The organism is Halovenus rubra (genome assembly GCF_026586665.1).
Lineage (GTDB): Archaea > Halobacteriota > Halobacteria > Halobacteriales > Haloarculaceae > Halovenus > Halovenus rubra.
The window spans coordinates 237,272-260,677 of record NZ_JAODIY010000010.1 but is presented as its reverse complement, the minus strand read 5'-3'; the positions used below and the strand labels follow the sequence as shown (position 1 = coordinate 260,677).

The 23,406-nt window shown below is 56.8% G+C and carries 24 protein-coding genes; 7 read left to right on the top strand and 17 right to left on the bottom strand.

Going from position 1 to position 23,406, the window contains the following annotated elements:
- Window positions 1–9: 9 nt before the first annotated feature.
- Genes N5098_RS10550 through N5098_RS10540 form a run of 3 tightly spaced genes read right to left on the bottom strand, consistent with a single transcriptional unit; the run spans window position 10 to window position 2,223 of the window.
- The gene (locus tag N5098_RS10550) at window positions 10–468 is read right to left on the bottom strand and encodes a YeeE/YedE family protein (protein ID WP_267637827.1); all 459 of its coding nucleotides are present in this window, start codon (window positions 466–468) and stop codon (window positions 10–12) included.
- A 1-nt stretch (window position 469) separates the two neighbouring features.
- Entirely contained in the window at window positions 470–1,021 is a 552-nt protein-coding gene (locus N5098_RS10545; protein ID WP_267637826.1) for a YeeE/YedE family protein, read from the bottom strand.
- Window positions 1,022–1,029: 8 nt separating this feature from the next.
- Window positions 1,030–2,223, bottom strand: coding sequence for an MBL fold metallo-hydrolase (locus tag N5098_RS10540; RefSeq protein WP_267637825.1), 1,194 nt, complete (start codon window positions 2,221–2,223; stop codon window positions 1,030–1,032).
- Window positions 2,224–2,458: 235 nt separating this feature from the next.
- Between N5098_RS10540 and N5098_RS10535 the strand changes: the two genes are divergently transcribed.
- The 3 genes from N5098_RS10535 to N5098_RS10525 all read left to right on the top strand — a co-directional run bounded on the left by N5098_RS10535 (window position 2,459) and on the right by N5098_RS10525 (window position 4,071).
- The gene (locus N5098_RS10535; protein WP_267637824.1) at window positions 2,459–2,704 is read left to right on the top strand and encodes a sulfurtransferase TusA family protein; all 246 of its coding nucleotides are present in this window, start codon (window positions 2,459–2,461) and stop codon (window positions 2,702–2,704) included.
- A 2-nt stretch (window positions 2,705–2,706) separates the two neighbouring features.
- Window positions 2,707–3,276: a DsrE/DsrF/DrsH-like family protein gene (locus tag N5098_RS10530; RefSeq protein WP_267637823.1), complete on the top strand. Its 570-nt coding sequence runs from the start codon at window positions 2,707–2,709 to the stop codon at window positions 3,274–3,276.
- 531 nt (window positions 3,277–3,807) lie between these two features.
- Window positions 3,808–4,071: a hypothetical protein gene (locus N5098_RS10525; RefSeq protein ID WP_267637822.1), complete on the top strand. Its 264-nt coding sequence runs from the start codon at window positions 3,808–3,810 to the stop codon at window positions 4,069–4,071.
- 163 nt (window positions 4,072–4,234) lie between these two features.
- Here N5098_RS10525 and N5098_RS10520 read toward each other — a convergent pair whose 3' ends face one another.
- Window positions 4,235–5,386, bottom strand: a complete 1,152-nt coding sequence (locus N5098_RS10520) for an aminotransferase class V-fold PLP-dependent enzyme (protein ID WP_267637821.1) — start codon at window positions 5,384–5,386, stop codon at window positions 4,235–4,237.
- Between the two features lie 250 nt (window positions 5,387–5,636).
- Here N5098_RS10520 and N5098_RS10515 point away from each other — a divergent pair, with 250 nt between their 5' ends.
- From N5098_RS10515 to N5098_RS10505, 3 genes are read left to right on the top strand one after another with little or no spacing between them, the layout of a single operon-like run.
- Entirely contained in the window at window positions 5,637–5,816 is a 180-nt protein-coding gene (locus N5098_RS10515; protein WP_267637820.1) for a DUF5786 family protein, read from the top strand.
- A complete protein-coding gene (locus N5098_RS10510; protein WP_267637819.1) occupies window positions 5,813–6,361 on the top strand; it encodes an endonuclease dU in 549 nt (182 codons plus the stop codon). Before N5098_RS10515 ends, N5098_RS10510 begins: the two co-directional genes overlap by 4 nt.
- 59 nt (window positions 6,362–6,420) lie before the next feature.
- Complete coding sequence (locus N5098_RS10505; RefSeq protein ID WP_267637818.1) at window positions 6,421–7,023, top strand: uracil-DNA glycosylase; 603 nt, start codon at window positions 6,421–6,423, stop codon at window positions 7,021–7,023.
- Between the two features lie 21 nt (window positions 7,024–7,044).
- Here the strand turns inward: N5098_RS10505 and N5098_RS10500 are convergent, their stop codons facing one another.
- The 4 genes from N5098_RS10500 to N5098_RS10485 all read right to left on the bottom strand — a co-directional run bounded on the left by N5098_RS10500 (window position 7,045) and on the right by N5098_RS10485 (window position 10,927).
- Window positions 7,045–8,349, bottom strand: coding sequence for a dihydroorotase (locus N5098_RS10500; protein WP_267637817.1), 1,305 nt, complete (start codon window positions 8,347–8,349; stop codon window positions 7,045–7,047).
- A 24-nt stretch (window positions 8,350–8,373) separates the two neighbouring features.
- The gene (locus tag N5098_RS10495; protein ID WP_267637816.1) at window positions 8,374–9,057 is read right to left on the bottom strand and encodes a lipoate--protein ligase family protein; all 684 of its coding nucleotides are present in this window, start codon (window positions 9,055–9,057) and stop codon (window positions 8,374–8,376) included.
- Window positions 9,058–9,073: 16 nt separating this feature from the next.
- A complete protein-coding gene (locus N5098_RS10490) occupies window positions 9,074–9,439 on the bottom strand; it encodes a dihydroneopterin aldolase family protein (protein ID WP_303651904.1) in 366 nt (121 codons plus the stop codon).
- Window positions 9,440–9,559: 120 nt separating this feature from the next.
- Entirely contained in the window at window positions 9,560–10,927 is a 1,368-nt protein-coding gene (locus tag N5098_RS10485; RefSeq protein WP_267637815.1) for an adenylosuccinate synthase, read from the bottom strand.
- 255 nt (window positions 10,928–11,182) lie between these two features.
- Here N5098_RS10485 and N5098_RS10480 point away from each other — a divergent pair, with 255 nt between their 5' ends.
- Window positions 11,183–11,488 carry a hypothetical protein gene (locus N5098_RS10480; protein WP_267637814.1) on the top strand — a complete coding sequence of 102 codons (306 nt, stop codon included), beginning with the start codon at window positions 11,183–11,185 and terminating at the stop codon, window positions 11,486–11,488.
- 74 nt (window positions 11,489–11,562) lie between these two features.
- Here N5098_RS10480 and N5098_RS10475 read toward each other — a convergent pair whose 3' ends face one another.
- From N5098_RS10475 to N5098_RS10435, 9 genes are all read right to left on the bottom strand, one after another.
- Window positions 11,563–13,902 (bottom strand): DUF7527 domain-containing protein, encoded by a 2,340-nt coding sequence (locus tag N5098_RS10475; protein WP_267637813.1) that lies wholly within the window; start codon window positions 13,900–13,902, stop codon window positions 11,563–11,565.
- A gap of 76 nt (window positions 13,903–13,978) precedes the next feature.
- The gene (locus N5098_RS10470) at window positions 13,979–15,679 is read right to left on the bottom strand and encodes an acyl-CoA mutase large subunit family protein (RefSeq protein ID WP_267637812.1); all 1,701 of its coding nucleotides are present in this window, start codon (window positions 15,677–15,679) and stop codon (window positions 13,979–13,981) included.
- Window positions 15,680–15,733: 54 nt separating this feature from the next.
- Window positions 15,734–16,534 (bottom strand): CBS pair associated ParBc domain-containing protein, encoded by an 801-nt coding sequence (locus tag N5098_RS10465; protein WP_368408013.1) that lies wholly within the window; start codon window positions 16,532–16,534, stop codon window positions 15,734–15,736.
- An 81-nt stretch (window positions 16,535–16,615) separates the two neighbouring features.
- Window positions 16,616–18,154, bottom strand: coding sequence for a DHH family phosphoesterase (locus N5098_RS10460; protein WP_267637810.1), 1,539 nt, complete (start codon window positions 18,152–18,154; stop codon window positions 16,616–16,618).
- Between the two features lie 189 nt (window positions 18,155–18,343).
- A complete protein-coding gene (lrpA1, locus tag N5098_RS10455; protein ID WP_267637809.1) occupies window positions 18,344–18,772 on the bottom strand; it encodes an HTH-type transcriptional regulator LrpA1 in 429 nt (142 codons plus the stop codon).
- A gap of 104 nt (window positions 18,773–18,876) precedes the next feature.
- On the bottom strand, window positions 18,877–19,809 hold the full coding sequence (locus N5098_RS10450) for a thiamine pyrophosphate-dependent enzyme (RefSeq protein ID WP_267637808.1): 933 nt from the start codon (window positions 19,807–19,809) through the stop codon (window positions 18,877–18,879).
- Window positions 19,810–19,839: 30 nt separating this feature from the next.
- Entirely contained in the window at window positions 19,840–21,735 is a 1,896-nt protein-coding gene (locus N5098_RS10445) for a 2-oxoacid:acceptor oxidoreductase subunit alpha (RefSeq protein ID WP_267637807.1), read from the bottom strand.
- 150 nt (window positions 21,736–21,885) lie between these two features.
- Window positions 21,886–22,479, bottom strand: coding sequence for a chemotaxis protein CheC (locus tag N5098_RS10440; RefSeq protein ID WP_267637888.1), 594 nt, complete (start codon window positions 22,477–22,479; stop codon window positions 21,886–21,888).
- Between the two features lie 64 nt (window positions 22,480–22,543).
- Entirely contained in the window at window positions 22,544–23,338 is a 795-nt protein-coding gene (locus tag N5098_RS10435; protein WP_267637806.1) for a GIDE domain-containing protein, read from the bottom strand.
- Window positions 23,339–23,406: the final 68 nt, after the last annotated feature.

Sequence of the window (23,406 nt, the reverse complement as noted above, 5' to 3'; positions counted from 1 at the left end):
AAGCTCAGTTCAGTCCACGCTCGTGGGTGTCCGTTCAGTGCTTGTTGACAGACTCCGCCAGTAGCCCTGAGCGTACGCGCCGGTAAACATCCCGGCCAGCGCCCAGAGGATACTGATATTCCCAGTCCCGAGGCTCGCGTATGCGGCACCCGGGCAGATACCTGACAGCCCCCAGCCGACGCCAAAGATAGCTCCCCCAATTACGACGTTCCGGTCAAACGACTTCAACCGGCGTTCGTACCGGTCGCCAGTCAATGGGGCGGCGTCCCGAACCCGCGGTATCAGTGTGAAGCCGATTCCAGAGACAATCGCTGCACCGAACATGACAAAAAGCAGGCCGAAATCCTCGAACTGGAGGAAATCCAATACGACCTCGGGGCGTGCCATCTGGCTGAAGCCAAGACCGAATCCGAAACTCAGCCCACCGACGAACACCAGCGGCTTGAATAACGGATGACGATTTCCCATGTTACGGACTCACCCCTAGTCCGGCAACGATTTGAGCGGTTGCAATGGCAACCAGCAGGAACGTCATCACGCCAATAATCGACGTTCGCGATGCCGACCCGACGCCACAGACGCCATGGCCGGAGGTACAGCCTTTGCCAACTCTGGTACCGATACCGACGAAGATGCCACCGAGGAACAGTCGCCAGGGCTGGATACTGGTCGACCAGAACGTGACACCGCCGGCCTCGTACAACTCGCCGGTTGACCCGGCCTCATAGAGCGCAGTCGTAATAAGGCCCGATTGGACCGTTGCTGCGAACACGGCCCCACCGAGGACGATACCGAGTGTGAACACGACACGCCAGTCTCGAGAAGCGACGTACTGCTGGAAGCGTGACTGTTCGGAGGCGTACGATAACGTCGATTCAAGAAACGTGCTCGCACCAGCGGCAATACCCGTTCCAACGTAAATTACGAGCACGCCGAAACCGACGAACAGGCCCCCGACGGCGTAGCGACTCACACCGTTGGGAAACAACCCGGCAGTTACCAGTGGGACGTGTTCAAGCATTTGTTACCTCAGTCACCTGCGAGTGACTCTTGGCTTGCTGCGCAGTTGTTCGGTCCCAGTTCGAGGGTGAATGCTTCCTCGTCATCGACAGAAACCTGACCGAGATTTGTTGCGATAATTCTCTCGTAGTTGGCCGGTCGGGGCGGCATGTCTGAAAGAATGAGGTCGACAAAGGCGTCTTCCTCCAACGTCAGCGTGTCCATCTCCTTGACGAGATCGTTAATCGATGCCGTGTACGTCCCATCTTCGGCGGGAACGGCTCCAGCGCTGTAGTGTGCACCGCCGACAAGTGTCTCGTCAGGCAGCGTCAGTACGCGCTCTTGGAGTGACTCGTAGAGCATGCCCGCAGCATCGGGTGCGCCCTCGTCACCCTCTTCGAGATCGGGGCGTGCAACACTTTCGATAAACAGGCCGTCGCCGGTCGCGAGCAGACTGTCGTCGACGAGATAGGAGGTCATCCCTGTTGTGTGTCCGGGCGTGTGAACAGCCTCAATGGTAGCATCGCCGACGGTGAACGTGTCGCCATCTGCCACAACAGTGAGCTCGTCCGCGTAGGTAATTCCACGGTCGACGGCCGGTTCCGGAATAACTCCCGCAACGCCTTTCGTGTCGAGCGCACGTACCCCCGAGATGTGGTCGGCGTGGACGTGAGTGTCGAGTGCGTATTTCAGGTCGACACCTAGCTCGTTTGCGTCTTCGAGGTAACGGTCGGTAAACGCCCGAAGTGGATCGATGATAGCTGCCTCCTCGCCGTCAGAGAGGAGGTAACTAAGACAGCCCGAGGAGGGGCGCTGGTACTGACGGAGTGTCCCGTCTCCGTTGTATCTGGTGACTTCGACTGCGTCGTAGATGCTCGCCCAGCCGTTCATTCCGTCTTCAAGATGGTTGACATCGTACCCATGTTCGACAAGTGTGCCTCCAACAAACTCACTTGCCCCACCTTTCGCACAGAGAACGGTCACCTCACGGTCCTTGGGGATCTGCCCGAAGACGTCGCTGTCGATATCGTCTTCGAGGAACTTGAAGTATGGAATATTGATTGAGTCGACGGTGCTCCCGTCGATGCGCCACTCCTTGTACTCTGATTCCATGCGGGCGTCAAGAAGCGTGATAGCTTCGCCAGTATCGATACGGTCTTTCAGGACCGCCGGGGCGACGCTTTCGATGTTGGCGTCAGGAGTCGGGAAGTCTTCTGGCTCCATATGTGTACTCCCTTCTACCGGACTGAGATACAAAAGGGTTTGCATAGTAATTCAAAAACAGTACAATATAGATACTGCCAATAAATCTATAACGTCTCCAAATACTGTTTTAGGCGTCTTTACGAGTTATATGAACTTAGGCATGTTCTTTTTGTGTACAATAATCACTATACTTTTAACCGCAGAGATAATATTGTGCAATAGCTCCAATACAAACGACTGGAGCAGATCAATCATGAGTGCAGAATTCGATACGGCGGAGACGCTCGACGTGAAAGGTGCATCGTGTCCCATGCCAGTCCTAAAGACAAAGTCCGCAACTGATGGCCTCGACCCTGGCGACATACTCGAAGTTCTTGCGACCGATTCAGGAAGCATGAGCGATATCGACGGGTGGGCCTCAGGGACTGGCGGTGTCGAACTTGTCGACCAGATAGAAGATGGTGACGTGTACAGGCATTACATCCGCAAGACGGAGTAACGATGAGTACGGACACATCCGACGCGTCGATTGACGATGCTCCCTCGCGTGCGGAGCTTGCCGCCCGTATCGAGGACCTTGAGGAGTCTCTCGGGGCGACCACCGAGGACGACACAAAGAAAATGTCGATTATCGCAACGAAAGGGACCCTCGATATGGCGTACCCGCCGCTCATCCTCGCGAGCACTGCGGCCGCCTTCGGGTACGATGTGACGGTCTTTCATACGTTCTGGGGGCTCGAAATTCTCCACGAAGAGCGGTCAAAAGACCTCAAACTCAGCTCTGTGGGCAACCCAAACATGCCAGTCCCCAACGTCGTCGCTGCAATCCCCGGTATGGACCGGGTGACAACGAAGATGATGGAGCGACGAATCGACGACAACGACACGGCCAGCATCGCCGAACTCATCGAGACGAGCCTTGATATGGGCGTGGAGTTCCAGGCCTGCCAGATGACTATCGAGTTGATGGAGTACGACGAAGATGACTTCTACGACGAGGTCACGACCGGCGTCGGTGCTGCGACGGCACTGCAGGAGATGGCTGATGCCGACATTCAACTTCTCGTCTAGCAGTCGGTTCTTCGAGAGACATTCTTGACCAGGCAGTCGCGGTCTGAAATACGCATCTGCCGAGGAAACGAGCTTGTGCTCTTTGCCGGCTTGGGGCTATATTGGATTGGTGCTCTTGGGATGGGGGTTGGATATTGGTACTCGCCAATTCCACTCAGAGACGTATTCGAACAACACATCGAGTGAGAACCAAATCAATCGATATTGGGATTTATTGCCGTCGTCGTCATCATCGGAATTCAAGCAGAGGTCGTCTTCAGTACAACTGGTATATATACAGCTCCCGCAGTTATCCGAGGACCGATATGGGGCTATTTTCCTTTGGTTTTCATTTGTGGAGCCTCTCACTGGTATGTGAAACGACAGTACGCATAGCTACGACGTATCGATGAATGATGAAGTAGATGTGTACCGTGACCGGGCCCAGTTGCGTACAACAGTGAGGGGCTGTCGTCTACATACCGAGCTCTTGTGATATCTGAACGACCAACACCCATACAATTTATACTGGCTTCCTATCAAGAATATTTTATGCATACACCGGACCGAAGGGACGCTGCTACCGGCAGTGTTCTGATGATACCGGCCGTCATTTTGACGATACTCTCTTCGCTTCCAGTCGATATGCTGTTTCACCCGGGCATTGTTGCCGGCAGTATTATCGGGTTGATATTTACGTCAGACCCACTCTGGCTTGGGTATGGCTTTATTTATCTACTCTACTACATGGGCCTTGGCGCGGTCGTAATCCATCTCGTCTCTCGCGTCATCGATTGGTACAATACCACAGTGTGACTGCCTCGAAGGCCCGATTTCGGAGCATTTTAGGATTGCATATCGATACTATTGGTCGTCGAGAGCTGACCATCACGGATACGTCCGCTCAATCAGGGTGGGAGTTAGTTGACCGCCGTTCTCCTTGTGAGAGCGGGTCACTACCGCAATGGGTCCACTTGCCTTACCACTCCGAGCGAAGTGCGTCGACAAGTGCCTCAATGTCTGATGGTGTGTTCACTGCATGAACAGACGCCCGAATCCCGTTTGGCTCGGGGAGAGATCTGACGATGATATTCTCTTTGGCAAGCCGGGCGACCGTCGCTTCGGGGTCGTCGACGTCGATAGTTACCAGCCCCGATTCGGGTGATTTTGGACTGTAGAGTCGCTTCTCGGGGACGCTGTCAGCGAGTTGGGTTGCCAGCTGTTTGACCCGCTGTGTTATCCGGTCGATACCAATCGTGTCGATAATGCCAATTGCTTCACGGAGCGCGGCGTTGGGGGCTGTGTTTGTTGTGCTGACCTCGAACCGTTGGGCACCAGCTGCAAACTCGAACCCGTCGCCAGTTGGTTCCGTAACACTGCGGTAGCCAACCGAACGGGGGTGAAACCTGTCCGCAACGTCGCTGTCGACGTACATAAACCCACTTCCCCAGAGGCCGAGTAACCACTTATGACCCGCGGCCGCGACGGCATCTGCACCCCATTCGGTAACGTCAAGTGGCAGCTGACCGGGGACCTGAACAGCATCGACAAGCACGAGTGCGCCGGCGTCGTGTGCGATATCTACGAGCTCTCGGACGGGGAGTACCGTCCCGTGCGTCCAAGTGAGTGCACTGAAACAGACGAGCTTCGCGTCTGAAACAGCCTCGATGTACGCCTCCCTGTCAAGACGCCCTCTCTTGGTTTCGACAACCCGGACCTCGACACCATTCCGTTTGAGGCGCCGCCACGGAAGGATTCCTGCCGGGTGTTCGATGTCGGTCCTAACGACGACATCGCCTGGTCCCCAGTCGATTGCACCTGCGATTGCATTGACACTTGCTGTTGTACTTTCTGTGAGTGCAATCTCGTCGGGCGAGGCACCGACAAACGCCGCAATACGTTCCTGTGTCTTCTCTGCCTCGTGGCCTGCCATACCGTACGGGTCGTCGTGGATTGGGGCCTCGTACTCGTGGGCGTGATGGGCGGCTTCGGCCGCCTCGACGACGGGACGTGGACTGGGTCCGTGAGCACCGAAGTTGAAGTAGTGACCGTCTGACAGCGCAGGCGTCACTGCCCGGAGCTCTGATAGCGTCGTCGGCTGTGCTGGCTCATCACTCTCTTTTCGTGCCACCATACGGTTGGTACGGCAGTTCGATGTAACTGTTTTGTGGTTTATATACAATATTATCAAAACCCGTCCGATATGATACACCGCTATGGAGTGTGGACATATTTAGAACACCCACTCGATCGAATATGTTCGCCAAGTAGTCTCGCGCTCGGCTAGTCGGTGTCGACCAACTGGCTATTAGCCATCTTGGTCCGTGTCAACTCTTTTCGGCCGAGTCATTTTTCAGCCTGAATCTCGTTGAACCAAATGTATGGGGTTCGGGAGCTACGACGAATCCGAACAGGATAATCAGGAACTCGATGCTGACCTTGACGATGATGAAGCTGTTACTGCCGGCGAGACTGACCACGACGGATCTGTCGATTTCGAGTTCACGGCATCAAACGACGAACTACTCGATAAACTCGAGGATATCAAAGAAAATACGTGAAATCAGGGGTTCGTGCGCTGGGTGTCGCAGAGTCGTATCAGGGTACTCCGAGTACGCTGGCTGGCACCGTCGTCCGCGCGGACCGAGTCGTCGACGGCTTCGCGTTCACGACCTGTACCGTTGGCGGCACTGACGCAACAACTGCGATTCTTTCTCTTTTCGATGAGCTTGACCGTGCTGACATTCGGTACCTGCTGGTAGCAGGAATCGCTCCCGCTTGGTACAATATCATCGACCTCCAACGCCTGTTTGAGCAGACTAGTGTTCCTGCGCTCTCGGTCAGTTTCGAGGCAAGCGACGGGTTGGTGTCAGCGATTCGTGAGGCGTTTGACGGCGAGGCGGCAACCCGACGACTCAAAACCTACCGCGCGCAGCCTGACCGCCGCTCTATTTCCCTTGACGACGCGACGGTCTATCTCCGTAGCGTCGGTATCGACGACGCGAAAGCAGCCGATGTTGTCCGTGCCTTTATGCCCGAAGGGAGCCGTCCAGAGCCGCTGCGCGTCGCACGATTGGCTGCCCGCGGTGCTGATGGGTTTCGTTGACAGCGACCCGAGAACCCTGGACAATAGCACCTTTACTTTCGGCTGCCGTCTCTGGTTGTATGAACGACGCGACTGACTGCTGGGACAGAGAGACACTCGGCGTGAGCGGCTGCCAGCGCTGTTCTTCGCTGGTCGAGTCACGAAGCCAGATTGTCGACGGGGTTGGCCCGACTGACACAAACTTGCTGTTTGTCGGTGAGGCCCCCGGCGCGAACGAGGACGAACAGGGTGAACCGTTTGTCGGCCGTAGCGGTACCGTCCTCGACACGGAGCTTCGTGATGCTGGTATCCCTCGGGCGGATGTTCGCATCACTAACTGTGTCCGTTGTCGGCCCCCAGAAAACCGTGACCCGACAGTCACGGAACGCGAGCACTGTCGAACGTATCTTAATCAGGAAATCACTGCTGTCGACCCAGAACTCGTAGTCACTCTCGGAAAAGTCCCGGCCGAGCACCTGCTCGACCGTTCGGTTGCTGTTACCAGCGAAGCGGGAAACATCGACGAGATTGACGCCGGTGAGACGAGCTACCCGGTACTTATCTGTGTCCACCCGGCTGCAACGCTGTATGACCCGAATCAAAGCGACGTGTTCGAAAAAACGCTCCGTGCCGCCGCTGAACACGCTGGTGATGGCGGCCAGTCTGCACTTGATGAGTTCTAACGGCTTTGCGTTCGACGCGCGTTAGCTTCGGACATTCTTGCCGCGTGGCTCGCCGAATGGGTCGTCTACGTCGCGTTCAAAGACGTAGTCGCCCCGGAGCATCGTCCACTCTGGGAAGATTGCGTCCCGGCCTTCGAAGGGGGTCCACGTACATTTCGTATGCAATCGGTCGGGGGTAATCTCCGTTATCGTATCTGGGTCGACCAGCACAAGGTCGGCGTAGTTTCCTTCCTGTACTCGTCCGCGGTTGGGCAGCCCGAACGTGTCGGCGGGATTCGTCGCCGTCAGGTCACGAACGCGCTCGTAGTCGAAGCCGCCGTGTTCGGCCTCGGCGAGCAACAACGGCAAGACAGTTTCAACGCCGGGAACTCCACTGGGGGCATCCCAGACGCCTGTTTGCTTTTCTGTGGCGGTATGTGGAGCGTGGTCGGTCGCAATCATATCGACGGTGCCATCGACAACCCGGTCGTAGACATCACGCCGGAGTCCCTCTCGGCGCAGCGGCGGGTTCATTACGCCGTGCGTGTCGAGCTCGGGGTAGTCATCTCGCGAGAGAAAGAGGTGGTGTGGTGTCACTTCGCAGGTCATCCCGTGGTCGGCAGCAGCATCGATACCCTGTGGCGTGCTTGTGTGGGCGACGTGAATCTGACTGTCACGCTCGGCGGCGAGTGTACACGCCTGCTCGACTGCTTTCGCTTCGGCTTTTGGTCGCCGGTAAGCGCTCCAGGCATCAGCGTCCGTCCGGGATTTCGAACTTTCGTTGAACAACGTTTCGTCCTCGGCGTGGACGGTAACCGTCACGTCGGCCTCGCTGGCGCGTTCGAGCGCGTCTACGTACAGTGACGTATCGATACCCATCTCGCCGGTCGAATCTGCGAGGAAAACCTCTCCTAGGGCGAAAAGCGGCTGGTCGAACAGGCTGTCGGGGTCCCAGTCGCCGGTGACGCCGCCGTTGATGCCAAAGTCGATATGTGCCTGGTCGGCGTATTCGTGTTTCTTTGCAAACGCCGCCTCGTTGACCGTCGGTGGCTCCGTGTTGGGCTGGTCAACGATAGTTGTCACACCGCCGGCGGCGGCGCTTTTTGTTCCTGTCTCCCACGTTTCCTTGTGCCCGAATCCGGGCTGACGAAAGTGCACGTGGACATCAATCATTCCCGGGAGCAGCCGTTTACCACTCGCGTCAATAACACGTGGTTCGCCCTCGTCATGGTCGTCGTCGCTCGTACTGAGGCTTTCTCCCTCGCCGGCGACGGCAGTGATGCGGTCGCCGCTGATACGGACATCACAGGTGTCGCCGTCCGCAAGCGTCGCGTTCCGAATGAGCATACCCACGCTCTACGCCGAGCGTCCCTAAGTCTCTCGAAGGACCTCGGTCGTGTCGTGTCCGCCGCTGGTGAGATGTTTGATGAACGTTTCGATGACCGTTTCCCGTGTTGTGTCTCCGTCTGCGCGGGCGATACTGCCCACTGCGCTCTTGTTAAAGGACACATCGAGCAAGTCGTAAATTGGCTCAAGTACCGTTGCAATCGCCTTATGGTCAGCAACAATGAGGATGCCTGAGGTGACGGCAACATCGCTGTGGACTCGCTGTGCGAGGCCGACAATCTTCCCTTCGGCAGAGAGTGAGTGTGTGCCCGGACAGAACGCGCCGGCAGGTTCGCCCTCGTTGGCGGTGACGCCAAGAGCGTGCAAGGCCGCCTCGACGCGTTTGGTAACGCGGTCGTACCGTTCGGTGATACCCGACCGCGAATCTTCGACTGGCTCCGCGAACGCGAAGGCGACAGTCGTTCCGGTAAACGCGACGGCGTGTCCGCCGACGCTTCTGTCGGCAACTGGGTATCCACGCTCGTTTGCAACAGTTAGTGCCTGTTCGTACCCGTCGCGGTTTCCATCACGCCGTCCGAAGGCGACGTTCTTGGGGGGTTGCCAGACCCGGACGCCCGCCTCGCCTGTCTTACGTGTTCGCTGGACGAACTCATCAGTCGCCTCTCGGTCCGTCCCAAGCGTCTTTCCGCGGCCACGAAGGACGTACATCGGTTACACCTTTGGCCTACTGCGCAATATCTTCGACGGCTGTGAGTTGCATTAGCGGATAGCCGTCGACGAGTTCCATCTCGGCGGTAGCACGGACTCCTTCGTACTCGATGACTAGTGTGACATCGAGAAAGCGACCCGTAAGTTCAGTGTAACTGGCCGACCCCTCTGCGATGTCGGCCGCGAGACGGTCGCCGTCTACGTCGACAGTTACGTCGACGCAGTGTGGCTGGTTCTCGATTGCCTCCTCCATTGCCTGTGCGACTGAGGCTGCACTCGACGGCGACACCGGTGTCCCGGCGAACTGGTGGTACAGTGAGCCAAATTTAATCCCCGCTTCAAAGCAGGCCTCTTGTGGGTCTGTTGGTGTGATATCTGACATTGGTGTCTCGTCGGAGACTTGTTTCGGGGTCGTAATTGCTCGTCGGTCGCGGCAAAGAACACACGCTGACGCAAGCGATATCTCACACCTGAACGCAACAAATAGGTTCTACCGACGCAGTCACTCGAATGGGTGTTTGAGGACGATAGACTCGTCGCGGCCGGGACCGACACCTACGGCGTAGATTGGTGTCTCAAGTTCATCACTGACGTAATCGAGATAAGTCTGGGCGTTCGTTGGCAGGGCGTCGTACCCGTCTTCTGAGACTGTTTCCCAGTCGACCTCCCCCCAGCCATCGAACGTCCGGTAGTTCGGCTCGCAGCCGGCCCAGCGCTCGGTCGTTGCGGGGACTGCCGTTCGTTTCTCACCGTCGAGCGTGTACGAATGGCCGACTTTCAGTTCGTCTATCCCGGCGAGCGTGTCGATGTGGTTGATAGCGAGACCAGTGAACCCACTTGCTCGCGTGGCGTGACGGAGGACTGGCATATCGAGCCAGCCAACGCGACGAGGCCGGCCTGTTACTGTGCCGTACTCGCCACCTTTCTCCCGAATCAGCTCAGCAAGTTCCTCCTCGCGCTCGCCCGCGTCGCCGTCGTAACCGGGGGTATCACCCTCTACGCCGGCGAGCTCGGTTGGCATTGGGCCGCTGCCAACCCGCGAGAGGTAGGCTTTGATGATGCCGATAACTTCACCATCCCCAATAACACCGGGGCCAAGACCGGAACCGGTTGCTGCGCCGCCAGCGGTCGGGTTCGAGGATGTGACATAGGGGAAGTTTCCGTGGTCGATATCGATCATCGTCCCCTGTGCACCTTCAAAGACGACATTTGCACCATCGTCCAGCCGTCCACGAAGATACTCTCCAGCCTCGACGAGCATCCCTTCACGCTCGAAGCGCTTGCCGTACTCGCTGAACTCTTCGACGAGTGCATCCGTGTCGAACGCCTCCTCGTCGATTGAGACGCCAAATATCTCTTCGGCGACAGCCTGCTTCTGTGGAATAACATACTCTAATCGCTCGCGGAGGACCTCGCGGTTGGTCAGGTCGCCGATGCGGACGCCGCGGCGTGCAGCTTTGTCTTCGTAAGTCGGCCCGATGCCTCGCCCGGTCGTTCCGACTTCTTGGTCGGAATCGCTTTTGGCTTCTTCTTCGATACCGTCGAGTACGCGGTGATATGGAAAGATAACGTGCGCACGTCGAGCGACCCGGACATCAGGGTCGAGCTCCCGGTCACGGAGCATCTCGAGTTCATCGAACAGCGTCCGTGGGTTGACGACACAGCCGTTGCCCAGCACGCCCGTTTTATCACGGACGACGCCACTGGGAACGAGCGAGAGTTTATACTCCGCTCCTTCGTGAACGACGGTGTGTCCAGCGTTGTCGCCACCCTGGTAACGGACAACAACGTCAGCGGGCTCGCCGAACAGGTCGACGATTCCGCCCTTGCCTTCGTCACCGAGCTGTGCGCCGACGATTGTTACGGTCATCACAGCCACATTCCCACCAATGGGCTAAACAGATTACGGTCCGTTCTCCTGTCTGCTGTGCTGTCAACTATTCCCAACCGTTAAATACCTGTTAGGTGAAATGTCATGGTACAGTTCGGCGGATTCAAACCACTTCCATTAAACGACACCACATACCATGCCTCGTCGCCTGATGGTACAGAATGCCGCCGAAATCGGAAAGGCATTCATACGACAATAACTTTTAAATGAGCCCAATACTAGTTAACAAATGCCATGATAGATAGGCTTGAGAAAGAAGTCGATATGCTGGAGCGCCATCTGCAGGTATTGCAAATGGTGATCGAAAACGAGCCCATTGGGATTGTGAAAATGTCAAACGAAACTGGATACCCTCATCACAAGGTTCGCTACTCGCTTCGTGTTCTCGAAGAAGAGAACCTTATCGAGCCATCGAGCCAAGGTGCCATCACCACTGAAGATACTCATGATTTCGTTGAGGAACTCGACGGCAAAATCGACCATATCGTCGAGAAGCTTGACGGCATGAAAATCGAGAGCGCTCCAGAAGCTGAAAACTAGACCAAGACAGCGATATCGTACCGTTTCTCGGTCAGTTGGCCGTCAAGAGCGTTTGCTTTGTTCTACCGACAATTCTACAACTCGGGCACAAGCAGCGTGAAGTTTTCGTTGCGCGCCTCGACGAGACAGAGGTGATAGCCGTTCTTTCTAGAGATATTGACGAAGCTCTTGCGTTTGCTCCGGCTGAGAAGCCCACTTTTTGTCGCTTCGTCGGCTGTTTCCAGCGCTGGCGGCTCGAAGAAACTGCGCGTGACCAAGAACGCACCGGCGAAGGCATCACTCGATTGGCCGACGCGCTTGGCCGAGCGTACGAGGTTTTCCATCATTGACTCCGTCGCACCTTTCCGGGCGTCGTTCAGGTTTGCAACGATAAGCGGCTCGCCCATCCGGTTGCGCAGGACGATGTCGAACGATTCCTGTGACCGCGTCTCTTGTCCGTCTTCACTGTATACCACGTCGACGGTCCCTTTCAGGTCGGCCCAGTCGATAACCGGCAACGAATCGTAGAGGTCCTTGAGTGGTTTCTCATGCCCGGTCTCGCGGATCTCGAACAAGAGGTTGCCCACAACCCAGTTGACAAAGCGATATTCGAGCGTGGATTCAAGGAACGTGTCGTATACCTCGCCGCCGACCGAGACAGCGTCTGCATCGAACTGCGTGTTTTGCTCAAGTCGCAGATTCCCGAGTACATCCTCACGGCGGTTGCTCCCGTTGTGCGCTTTCTCAAGGGTAGCGTCACCTTTCGACGCGTACCGCGGGAAGATATCTGTCCCTGAGAGGGCCTCACCTGCTGTCATCCGTCGCTCAGCGTCGGTGGCTGCTCCAAGCTCTGTTTCTAGCCGTTCGAGGTCCGCTTCTAGCTCTTCAACTTCGGCCGCCAGCTCGTCACGCTCTGTGCGGGCCGATTCGAGCTGAGATTTTACATCTTCGTACTCCGTCGTCTTCTGGTCGAGTGCTGACTCCAGACGGTCGATTTCCTCGTCACGCTCTTCGATTTCTGCCTCAAGCTCGGACACTCGCTCGGTATCAACTGACGGTTCGTCTGTTGTCTTCTGTTGGGACTTGTCTGGCGTGTTCTCTGGTTGCTCTCTTGTTTGGGTTGTCTCCGACTGTGTCGTCTGGGTGGGCTCTACTGTTTGTGTTGCCTGTGGTGACCCCACTGGCTGGGCTGACTGGACTGATTGCTTTTCGTGTGTTGTGCCTGTTCCCGACGACTGCTGTTCTTGTGTGTCCACAAACGAGTCCGCCGGACTGCTGGTACCACTGTTTTCGGGTTCCTCTGTTTTGCTCGGATCTAAGGATGGAATTGCCTGAGTTTCGAGGTCAACGTCTGCATCTGCCGTTCCAGTTGAGCGGCCACTTTGTGCTGACGATCTCTGAGAGGTGCCATGAAGGCTCTCTGCCGACTGCTCTTTTTGTTGCCTGCTGGCTCCGCGTTGATCTGTCGACCGCTCGACACTCTCACTGTCGCCCGCTGTCGGCTGTGACTGGCTCGCTACTTGTGCTCCCTGAACCGTTGAGTTGGCCGTGTTGTTCGCGGCAACCTCTGTTTGGGCTGACTCGTCTTCTTTCTCAGTACGACCTGACTCGGTATCTGCCTCTGTCTGCAGTTGCTCGGCCGCCGCAGTGTCGTCGTGTTGTTGGTTGCTGTTTGCTTCGCGTGACCGGTCTCCAGTAGTCGGTTCGTCCGTTGTCTCTTCGTCGTCTTGCTTTTGATCTGTCTCGCTGGTCGCGTCCGTTTCATCTGTCTCTTTAGTAGCTGTGGCCTCCTCATTGGTCGTCGCTCCCTCCACAGCCGCGGTTTCTGTTACTTCGTCCTCATCGTCGGTCTGTTCGGTCTCTGCGCCAGCATCAGCCGACTCATCGTGAACCGGTTCTACGTCCGGAAGCTCGATGACAGAGAGCTCGGCCGGGCGAACCTGATATATCCCAACCTCGTCGTTTGCTGTCTCAAAAGCTTCGTCGCCGTGGATAAGCCGACTCGACTCACCGATGAAGCCGACGCTCATCGATTGACCGGCGTGATATACTTGATAATAGTCACCGCTCAACACGTTATCCGAGAGTTCGACGAAGCCAGTAAAGCCGCCGTCGCTAAGTGTCGAATCGACCTCGGCAATCGACGTTTTTTCGCTGTAGTACTCCGCGCGCACGTCGTCGTTGGCCTCCTGCATCTCAGCGAGTAATGGGAGGGCTGGAGAGGGCGCTTCGTAAGCGGTGCCCGACTCTGTGAACTCTTCAATGCTACCGTGACGAACCCCGACAACGGTACCTTTGGTCATGTAGAGTTCTGCACCGCCGGCTCGGACGACACCGGAGAATTCTTCATCTGCGAACTTGTGAAGCGTGCGGTGGCCGTCAGTAAAGGGCCGCTCGCTCCACTCGTCAACGCGGTCGACCACGCGTGTGCTCATTGTCTTTCACAAGCCCCAAGCGGACTATATACTTTGCGGCCACAGAACGAATTCGAATCCGAGACGGAGTTATCGATTACGCGACGTTGAGTGTTTCTTGATAGGAGCCATATTGGTCCTCGAAGACGCCCATAACCTCACCCATCGTTGCGTACACCTTCACAGCGTCAATAATTGGACCGACGACGTTATCGCCGTTTTGAATCGCTTCATCGAGCGTGTCGAGTGCCGCCTCGACCGCTGCCTCGTCTCGTTCCTCTTTGACCGTCGAGAGCCGCTCTTTTTGACGGTTTTCGGTCTCTTCGTCGACATGCAATAGCTCCGGCTCGGTATCCTCCTCGATTTCGTACTTGTTGACGCCGACGACTGTTTCTTCACCGCGCTCGACGCGTTGCTGGTATTCGTAGGCTGACTCCTGAATCTCTCGCTGGAAGTACCCATCCTGAATCCCCTTTAAGACGCCATCTTTCATCGACCCGTCGCCCATCTCTTTTATCTCCGTGATGTACTCCATGGCCTCTTCTTCGACCTCGTTGGTGAGCGACTCGACGGCAAAGGAGCCGCCCATCGGGTCGATGATGTCGGCCGCACCTGACTCCTCGGCGATAATCTGTTGAGTGCGCAACGCCACGCGGACCGCTTCTTCGCTTGGCAGTGCCAGCGCTTCGTCGTAGCTGTTTGTATGCAGGCTCTGTGTCCCACCGAGGACAGCGGCCAGCGCCTGAATTGTCACCCGCGAGATGTTGTTGAGTGGCTGCTGTGCAGTCAGTGACTGGCCTGCGGTCTGGGTGTGGAACTTGAGTTGGCGAGCCTTGTCGGTCTCGGCATCGTACCACTCGTCCATGACCCGCGACCAGATGCGGCGGGAGGCACGGAACTTGGCAATCTCCTCGAAAAAGGAGTTGTGTGAGTTGAAGAAAAACGACAGCGTGGGGCCGAACTCGTCAACAGCCATACCGCGGTCGAGACAGTCTTCGACGTAGGCCATCCCGTCGGCCAGCGTAAACGCAAGCTCCTCAACTGCGGTTGAGCCGGCTTCCCGGATATGGTACCCCGAGATGGAAACCGGCTTGAATTTTGGTGTGTTTTCGACGGAGAACTCGATAATATCGGTGACGACGCGCAGCGACGGCTCCGGCGGAATGACCCACTCTTTTTGTGCAATAAATTCCTTGAGCATGTCGTTTTGAAGGGTCCCACGAATCTCCTCGCGCGGAACGCCCTGCTTGTCCGCCATCGCAATATACATCGCGTAGATAACTGCTGCACTCGGGTTGATAGTAAAGGAAGTCGAGACTTCAGCAAGGTCGATACCATCGAACAGAATTTCCATGTCTCGCAGCGTGTCGACGGCCACACCCTCCTTGCCGACTTCGCCGCGACTCATCTTGTGGTCGGAATCGATACCCATCAGGGTTGGCATGTCGAAGGCCGTCGAGAGTCCGGTCTGGCCCTCGTCGATAAGGTAATGAAAGCGCTCGTTCGTCTCCTCAGCGGTCCCGAAGCCGGCAAACTGGCGCATTGTCCACGACCGGCCACGGTGCATCGTAGGGTAGACACCGCGCGTATACGGCGGCTCACCGGGAAACCCTAACTCCTCGTCGAACTCCATGTCCGCGGTGTCTTCAGGCGTGTAGAGTCGGTCTACTTCGAGATTGGAGACTGTCGCGAACCGGTCCTGACGTTCCCCGTAGGCGTCGAGCACCGGGTCAAGCCGCTCGTCTTCCCAGTCAGCGGCTGACTCGCGGATTGTGTCGAGTTCATCCTCGTCGAACATACGCTACTGTATGTAGGGGTCCCGCATGAAAATTCCGATGAAACATATGCTTCCTTACTCTTGTAAGCGCTGTGTCGTCTCGATAAGCGGGTGATGGGCGTAATCGACTGCTTCGATATCTGAGATTTCTTCAAGATTCTCTTTTTTTGCGGTTTTGGCCATGCCAATATCGACTGCCTCCTCGATGACGATGACGTAGGCGTCCATTGCTTCGATATCGAGATCAGTCGCAGCTTTCACGCGGTGGTGGCCGTCCGCAAGCAGGCAGTCATCGGGGGTCTCGACGACGACCAATGGCTCTGCTAGCCCCCGCTGGAGTTCGTACTTTCGACCTTTGAGTTCGTCCGCGTACACTTTCCCCTGTGTTGGCGTGATTTTCTCTAGTTCGATATCGCGGCGCTCTTCGCGAGCGCCGACCTCGTGGATGTTTTCGAGTGTCCGCATCAGCTTGTCGACTTTACCCGGTGTCGCTCGCTCGATTTGACTCCGAATCACGTCTGCATTCGAGATGATACCAACGAGGTTGCCGGCATCGTCAACCACAGGCAAACGCTGGATACCGGACCGAAGAATGACTCGCGCGGCGTCGTCGAGTTTCATCTCCGGGTGTGCGACCAGCAGCTCCCGCGTCATAATCTTAAAAATCGGCTCAGTATCTCCTTCGAGTAGCAGGTCCCGAGCGGCAACAAACCCCTCAACGTGTCGTCCGTCACAGACAGGGAACCCGCTGTGACCGTCACTTTCGGCGATACGTTGGGAAACCTCACCGACGGTCGCGTCTGGGGAGACCGTCGCTACGTCCCGCGTCATGTAGTCCTCTACCCTGGGCTTTCGGTCCGCTGTCATTACCCGCATCGAAGGGTGGTACTGGCAAAAACCTCTCGTCTGTCTATTCACACACCGCTGTGGTTCGATTTGGCCGGTCAACACGGGCGGCTATGTCTCTTCTTCTCGACTTGTGTTGTTGTCTTCTCCAGAGTTTGATAGCCTGTCAAGTGAGACGTTTTCTGTTGTTGTTCTCTCTTTGCGGACGAGATACTGTTCGCTGTCGAACTCTTCGAACACTGCCGTTGTCTGAAGCGTTGTCGTTGCCTTGACTGCATCGAGAAACCGGTCTTCGATAACGTGTTTGACAACCTCCAGAAGGGATTGCTCGCGTTCTTCGACTGCATCGAGGATACCAAGATCAATTTGTGCGCCGGCCATATCGACGTGCCCGCCTGCACTCCCAATTTGATCGAACGCTTCTCGCACCGTCTCTCCGATATCGACATCGACCCCACGAGAGCGAGCGGAAACGTAGATTGTCCCGTCTTTGACGCCATAGACCATCGTTGTGGTGATGTTATCGAGGGTTAACAGACGGTCGGCGGCCTGTGCGAGTGCATCTCGTTCGTGTAACTCACCGACGCCACTCATCAACAGTTCTCCTTCGATGTGCCGATGCCGGATTGCGCTGGCGATGGTTTCGAGGGTTGTCGACGTGAACGATGGCGATTCGATCCGTTCGAGCACCCCGAGGTCAGCATCTGATGTCAGCGCCGCTGCTGCCTCGAAGTCGACGGCTGATGCCTCCCGAGTAAACGCTTGTGTGTCGACGTGAATGCCAAAGAGAAGCGCCGTCGCGACGGTTTCGTCGAGTGCGACCCCGAAGCGGTCGAGATAGTCGACGAGTAGTGTACTCGTCGCTCCGACGGCGCTTCGAAGGTCGACGAACCGCGCGTCAACAGGAGCACGCGGTGGGTGGTGGTCGATGACAACGTCGACGGTGCTGTCGACCGGTATCTGATTGTTGACGCCCGGGCGCGAGTGGTCAACTAGTGCCAGCCCATCGAATGCCTCAAACGTTTCCTCGGGGGCTAGCTGTCGCAAGTCGAGGTCGAGCACGTTGACGAACGCTCTATTCTCTTGGTGGGTAATCTCGCCGTGATAACACACTTGGGCGTCACAGCCCGCAGCCGACGCGAGGCGAGCGAGCGCAGTCCCACTGGCAATGGCGTCGGGGTCCGGGTTGTTATGAGCCACAATTGCCAACTGGTCGATATCCCGGAGAACCCGCGAAAGTTGTTGCATCTGCTGGCCCGCGTCGCCGACCCGCTCAAGGATATGCGCTGCCGTCTCACGATACGGATTGGCGATGCGGTCTGTAAGGGTCTCCAACTCTTCGCATTGGGGGGCTTCTTTGCCGACGTAGGCGAGAAGGTACGCTTCCGGGAAGGCTTCCCGTGCGGCGCGAGTCGTGGCGAGTACGTGTTTTGTTGTCTCTTCGAACACAACCACAAACTCGGCAGCAAGCTCATCGAGGGCGTCCGGATTCGATGGGTCTTTTTCTTCGACTGCTGTCCCCTCGTTTTGTAGCGTCGTTGCCAGTGCCCCGTCGTCGGTGACGACGCGAACCGAACCGGACTGGTCTCGGAGCGACCCGACGATGGTCTGTACAAGTTTCCCGCTTCCCAGAACCAGTCGGTCTACCATATTCGCCATTCGGGGACACGCCTTCTAAAAACACGTGTTTCAGTACACACACAATTGGAGTCTGCCGAACTGATAATCACTACTAGATAACAGTTGCTTAGCGTCGAACGACACGATTCTCACGCTTGGGTGTGTTGCTGTCGTCGAGTCACAGTGATAACAGCGTGGAACCTCGCCAGTCTGGGTGCGTTACTTCAACCGCTCTTGGAGGAAGGAAGGATGTGCCGCGTTGACGCCGTCTAAGCCCATGATCTCCTCGTTGATGATTTTGCCGAGCGCGTCGCCGTCGGGGGCGCGGGTTTCGGCCATCAACGTATGGTCGCCACTAGAGGTGTACAGCTCTTCAATGGAGTCGAACTGTTTGAGCTCGCGGGTCACGTCGACGTAGCTCTCGCTTTCGACATCGACGCCCACAATTGCGATGGACTGCCCTGAGAGCTTTTTGGGGTCTACATCGGCGGAGTACCCCACGATAACACCCTCGTCTTCGAGCTTTTTGATATACTTGCGGACAGTTGGTTTTGAGACGTCTGCTCGCTCTGCTATCTCCGCATACGACGCCTTTGCGTCTTCCTCCAACACGGATAAGATTCGCTCTTCGGTCGCCTCGACGCTCATATATGGTTATCTTTACGCTAAAGGAAAAAATACCTTCCGAACTGGAAAAGTATTCTCGGCTTACGTGTCAGAGCCGCTAAAACGGCCCGAAGCGGCCGTTTGAGTTATTTGTGACGCTCGATAAGGTGGTCTGCGACGCGCTCGAATCCGTCGTCATCGTCGTAATACCGTTCGGCGAGTGGGTCTTCGGGCATCTCGCCGGTCGAGCGCTTTTCTTGTCCGTACGATGGCCGGTTCTCCTCGCGGAAGAATCGCCCAGTCAGGACCTCGCCCTCGTAGAGTTTCGTCTCGGCTTCGTACATCATGTCGGCGGCCTCGCGGCGGTCAGTCTTGTCGAAGTCGTACTCCTCTTGGACATCAGTGTACGGAACATACTCTTTTGCGTCCTTGTTCCAGGTTGGACACTGTGTAAGGAAGTCGATGTGCGCAAACCCGTCGTGCTCGATTGCCTCTGCGATAATCTGCTGGGCCTGCCGCGGGTTCGTCGCGGCTGTCCGGGCAATATAGGATGCGCCCGAGGCCAACGACAGCGTTAGTGGCCGAACGGGGTCTTTTGCGCTTCCCGACGGCTGGGTCTTCGATTTGTGACCCTTCGGACTCGTCGGCGAGGTCTGACCCTTTGTTAGCCCGAAGATTTCGTTGTTGAACACGATATAGGTCATATCGTGGTTCTCGCGGGCCGTGTGCATGAAGTGATTTGCACCGATACCGTAGCCGTCGCCGTCACCGCCGGCCGCGACAACTTCGAGGCCGGGGTTGGCAAGCTTGGATGCACGGGCAATCGGCAGGGCACGCCCGTGAATGGAGTGATAACCGTAACTCTCGAAGTAACTGGACAGCTTGCCCGAACAGCCGATGCCTGTCACGAGCATGACTTCTTCAGGCGAGCGGCCCAGCTCGGGCATCGCTCCTTTCAGCGCTTTCAGTACGGCGAAGTCACCACAGCCAGGACACCATGTCGGCTGTGGTTCGACGCCGGGTGTGAAATCTTCTTTGTCCGATTCGTGTTCCTCGTGGATAGCGGAGAATGCTGTCATCGTGGGTCACCTTGTGTGGTTGCGGTCATGTCAGTCACCCGCCGCAGGGCGGAGTTCCATGTTGCCGCCGGGGAGGTCGGTCTCCTCGACGGTAGCCTCGAAGCCCTCGACGATTTCGCTGGGCTCGAACGGTTCGCCGTCGTATTTCAGAAGGCTGGTCATTTTCGGCCCGAACCGTCCAAGCTCCTTTTGGGTGAGCCCACGGAACTGGGCGGTCGCGTTCATCTCGACGACAAGGCATTCTTCGACGCTTTCGAGGAACGCAGTCACCTCGCTCTCGGGATAGGGCATCATGTCGCTGACGCCCAGTGCCTTGACTGAACTGCCCCGAGCGTTAAGCCGGTCGACTGCCTCGAAGACGGTATCCTGCTGACTCCCCCAGACGAGAATGCCGTAGTCGGCATCGGCGGGACCGTGGAACGCTTGGTTCGAATCGTCGCCCGCGTTTAGGTCCTCACGGATAGACGTGAGTTTCTCCATCCGGCGATCCATCTGGTGTTTGCGGTTATCGGGGTCTTCGCTGATATGGCCGACCTCCTGTGACTCGTTACCGGTCGCAAGGAAGCGACCGCCTTCCTGTCCGGGTACTGACCGCGGGACAACGCCATCCTCACCGTCGTGTGAGTAGCGCTTGAACTTCCCTGCGGCGTCGTGAGCTGCTTCGGACAGTTCGTCTTCAGTGAGGACCGCACCCGGGTCCGAGTCGGGTTCACGGTCGAAGAACTCGGCAGGCACACTTCGCATCTCGCCGCCGAGTTTCTGATCGTAGAGCACAATCGCTGGGATATGATAATCGTACGCGTACTCGAAGGCCTTCCGGGTCTGCTCGTAGGCTTCCTGTGGGTTGCCCGGCGCGAACACGACACGACACGAATCTCCCTGACTCGTGTAGAGGACGTGCTCTAGGTCTGCCTGCTCTGGCTTGGTCGGCATCCCTGTCGAAGGTCCGGCCCGCATCGCCTCAATCAGCACGACTGGTGTCTCTGTCATCTCGGCGAGACCGAGCGGCTCGGACATGAGTGCGAACCCGCCGCCAGACGAGCCAGACATTGCTTTGACACCAGTGTGTGAGGCACCGATTGCCAGTGATGCCGCCGCAATCTCGTCTTCGACCTGCTCGGCGATACCGCCAAAGTGGGGCAGGTTCTGTGACATAATTGTGAACACGTCGGTCCACGGGGTCATCGGGTAACCCGAGATGAACCGACAGCCCGAATCTAGTGCCGCGTAGGCAATCCCGTCGCTCCCGGTGACGAGTGCCTGCTCACTGTCGTGGTCTCCTTTTGGCACTTCGAGGTCGTGGGTGTGGTCGAATTCGGCGGCCTGCTCGTAGGCCGCATTCAGCGTCTCGATGTTCGCTTCGGCGATGTCGCCGCCCATTACCTCCTGCATCAACTCCTCGAAATAGCTTGTGTCGACGCCAAGCAGTGCCGCACTGACACCCACACCAGCTGTGTTCCGCATGACTTCGCGCCCGTGCTCACGGGCGAGTCCGCGCAGGTCAACTGGGTAGACGTGCCAGTTGTTCTCCTCAGCTCGCTCGTAGAGATTGATCTCTTCGACAGCCTCGTCGTCGATGAGACCGCTGTCATAGACGATAACGCCGCCTTCGTTGAGGTCATCGAAATGCTCGTAGAGCGGTTTTAGCTCCTCTTCGCCGTAGTAAGCCTCGTCGTCCGGGTTCCGGGCGAAACTGTCACCCAGCGAGAGGAGGAAGTCGAACCCGTCGCCGCGCGACCGAACATCGTCAGGCTGTGCGCGTACCTCGACATACGTGTGGCCGCCGCGAATCCGCGATGGGTAGTGTCTGTGCGTAAACACATCTAGGCCGGCACGCATCAGTGCCTTAGCGAAATTCTGACTCGTCGAGTCGATACCGTCGCCCGACCCGCCAGCGATTCGCCACTTGAGTTCGCTCCCTGTCATCGATACCACCTCGACTCGGGTGTGGCTCCCATAGTTAGAAGAACGAACTTCACCACTAAATACTTGTCACACTATAACAACCCACATGATTTATCACTAGCAATTTCAAAAATCCGTCGGTTCTCAGCTTAGACAGCGTTTCGCGTGTCTTTAGACTTCTATCTCTTGCATCAAACTGACAAGTTCCTGTAGCTCAGGGAATGTGTAGACGGTGACATTGATATCTTCTTCGAGTGCCTGCACCCGCGAGTCGAACATGAGTGCCATCTCGTCTTCACGGTCGCCGACGAGGTCGTTGACCATACTGCTCCCGGGACCGAATGTGAACGTCGGCGTCGACATATCAATTGTCGTATTTAACACGTTTGCCCAGCCGTCGATGAACCCGCTGGTCATGATGTTGCCAATCTCTTGAACAGCCGACCGCTCCATGTCTGTGAACCCATCTTCGGACTCCTCTGCACCCGCCATGTCACCCATCATCCCGTGAGCAAGCTTCTTGGCGTCCGGTGCGTTGAACAGGAAGAGGATATGTCCGTACGGTCGTTCAACCATTTCGATGCTGATACCAATCTGTTTTTGGTCACCGACGTGGGCACGGATATCCGGGATATCGATGAAATTAATCTTTGTAATCTCCATCTCGGTTTCCATTCCCGTCATCTGGCTCAGGTGGTCTGCAACCGTATTACCCCCCTCTTTTGCCATCTTATTAAACAGCCCAAGTTTTCGGATGTCGATCATCAACGAACTCATGGATACACGTTACTCCTGTATTTAGGCCGCGCATATATAATACGTGCCCCTGTCAGGCCAAGGAAGCCAACAGCCAGTAGCCAAGCAAGCCAATCCCCGGGCCAACCATTGCGAGCCCGCCGACCGCCCATACCAGTGGCCCCTTGGCAAGACGCCAGGCGGTCCCACGCTCGGATGTATCCGAGATAATCAGAATGTCCGATGGCCCTCGCGTTAGTATCGCATCAACGAGAGTGGCTCCCCATTCGCCCGGGGGCGCACGCTCAACGTCACCGTACACGTAGACGGACTCATTGATATCGAGACGGCGCTCAATGAAGCGCTGGTCGTTGCCAACGTTAAGCTCTGTCACAACGATATCAACCGTTTCGTCGTGTTGTGGTTCGACTTCGTCGGTTTGCCGGATATACTGGGCTATCGTCTCAGGCGGTTCCTCACCCCCTGGAACTTTCACTTCCTGCTGTGCAAACTTGAGCGTAGCCCCCGCTGGGTCAACTCTCACACTTCCGGTTCTGTCCTCGACGAGAAACGGAGCTGCTGTGGCACCCTCATCTAGTGTCTTCCAGTAGTTACTCTTGCCATTAGAGCGGAGTTCTTGAGCTTTGTACTCGCAAGCGAGACAGTCGACATCCGAAAACGGCGCAGTAACTCGTTTCTCTTCTTCAGTCGGGGCCGTTGTCCCCTCAACCTCCGCTGGCCCGTCGTGATAGACCAGGTCTTTGACTGGAATTGGGTCGTTCGTGAGGATGTGGTAGACCGGACGCAGCTCCCTCATACCGTATCCCAGTACGATACCACCGACGAGAGTGAGAACGATTCCGTACCCCGCCGCGGTTGTCGGGTCCATACGTGTCGACAGACACAGACGAGAATAAATACTGTTGGTATTCCTTGGGCGGTGTTTGCTCACCGGCA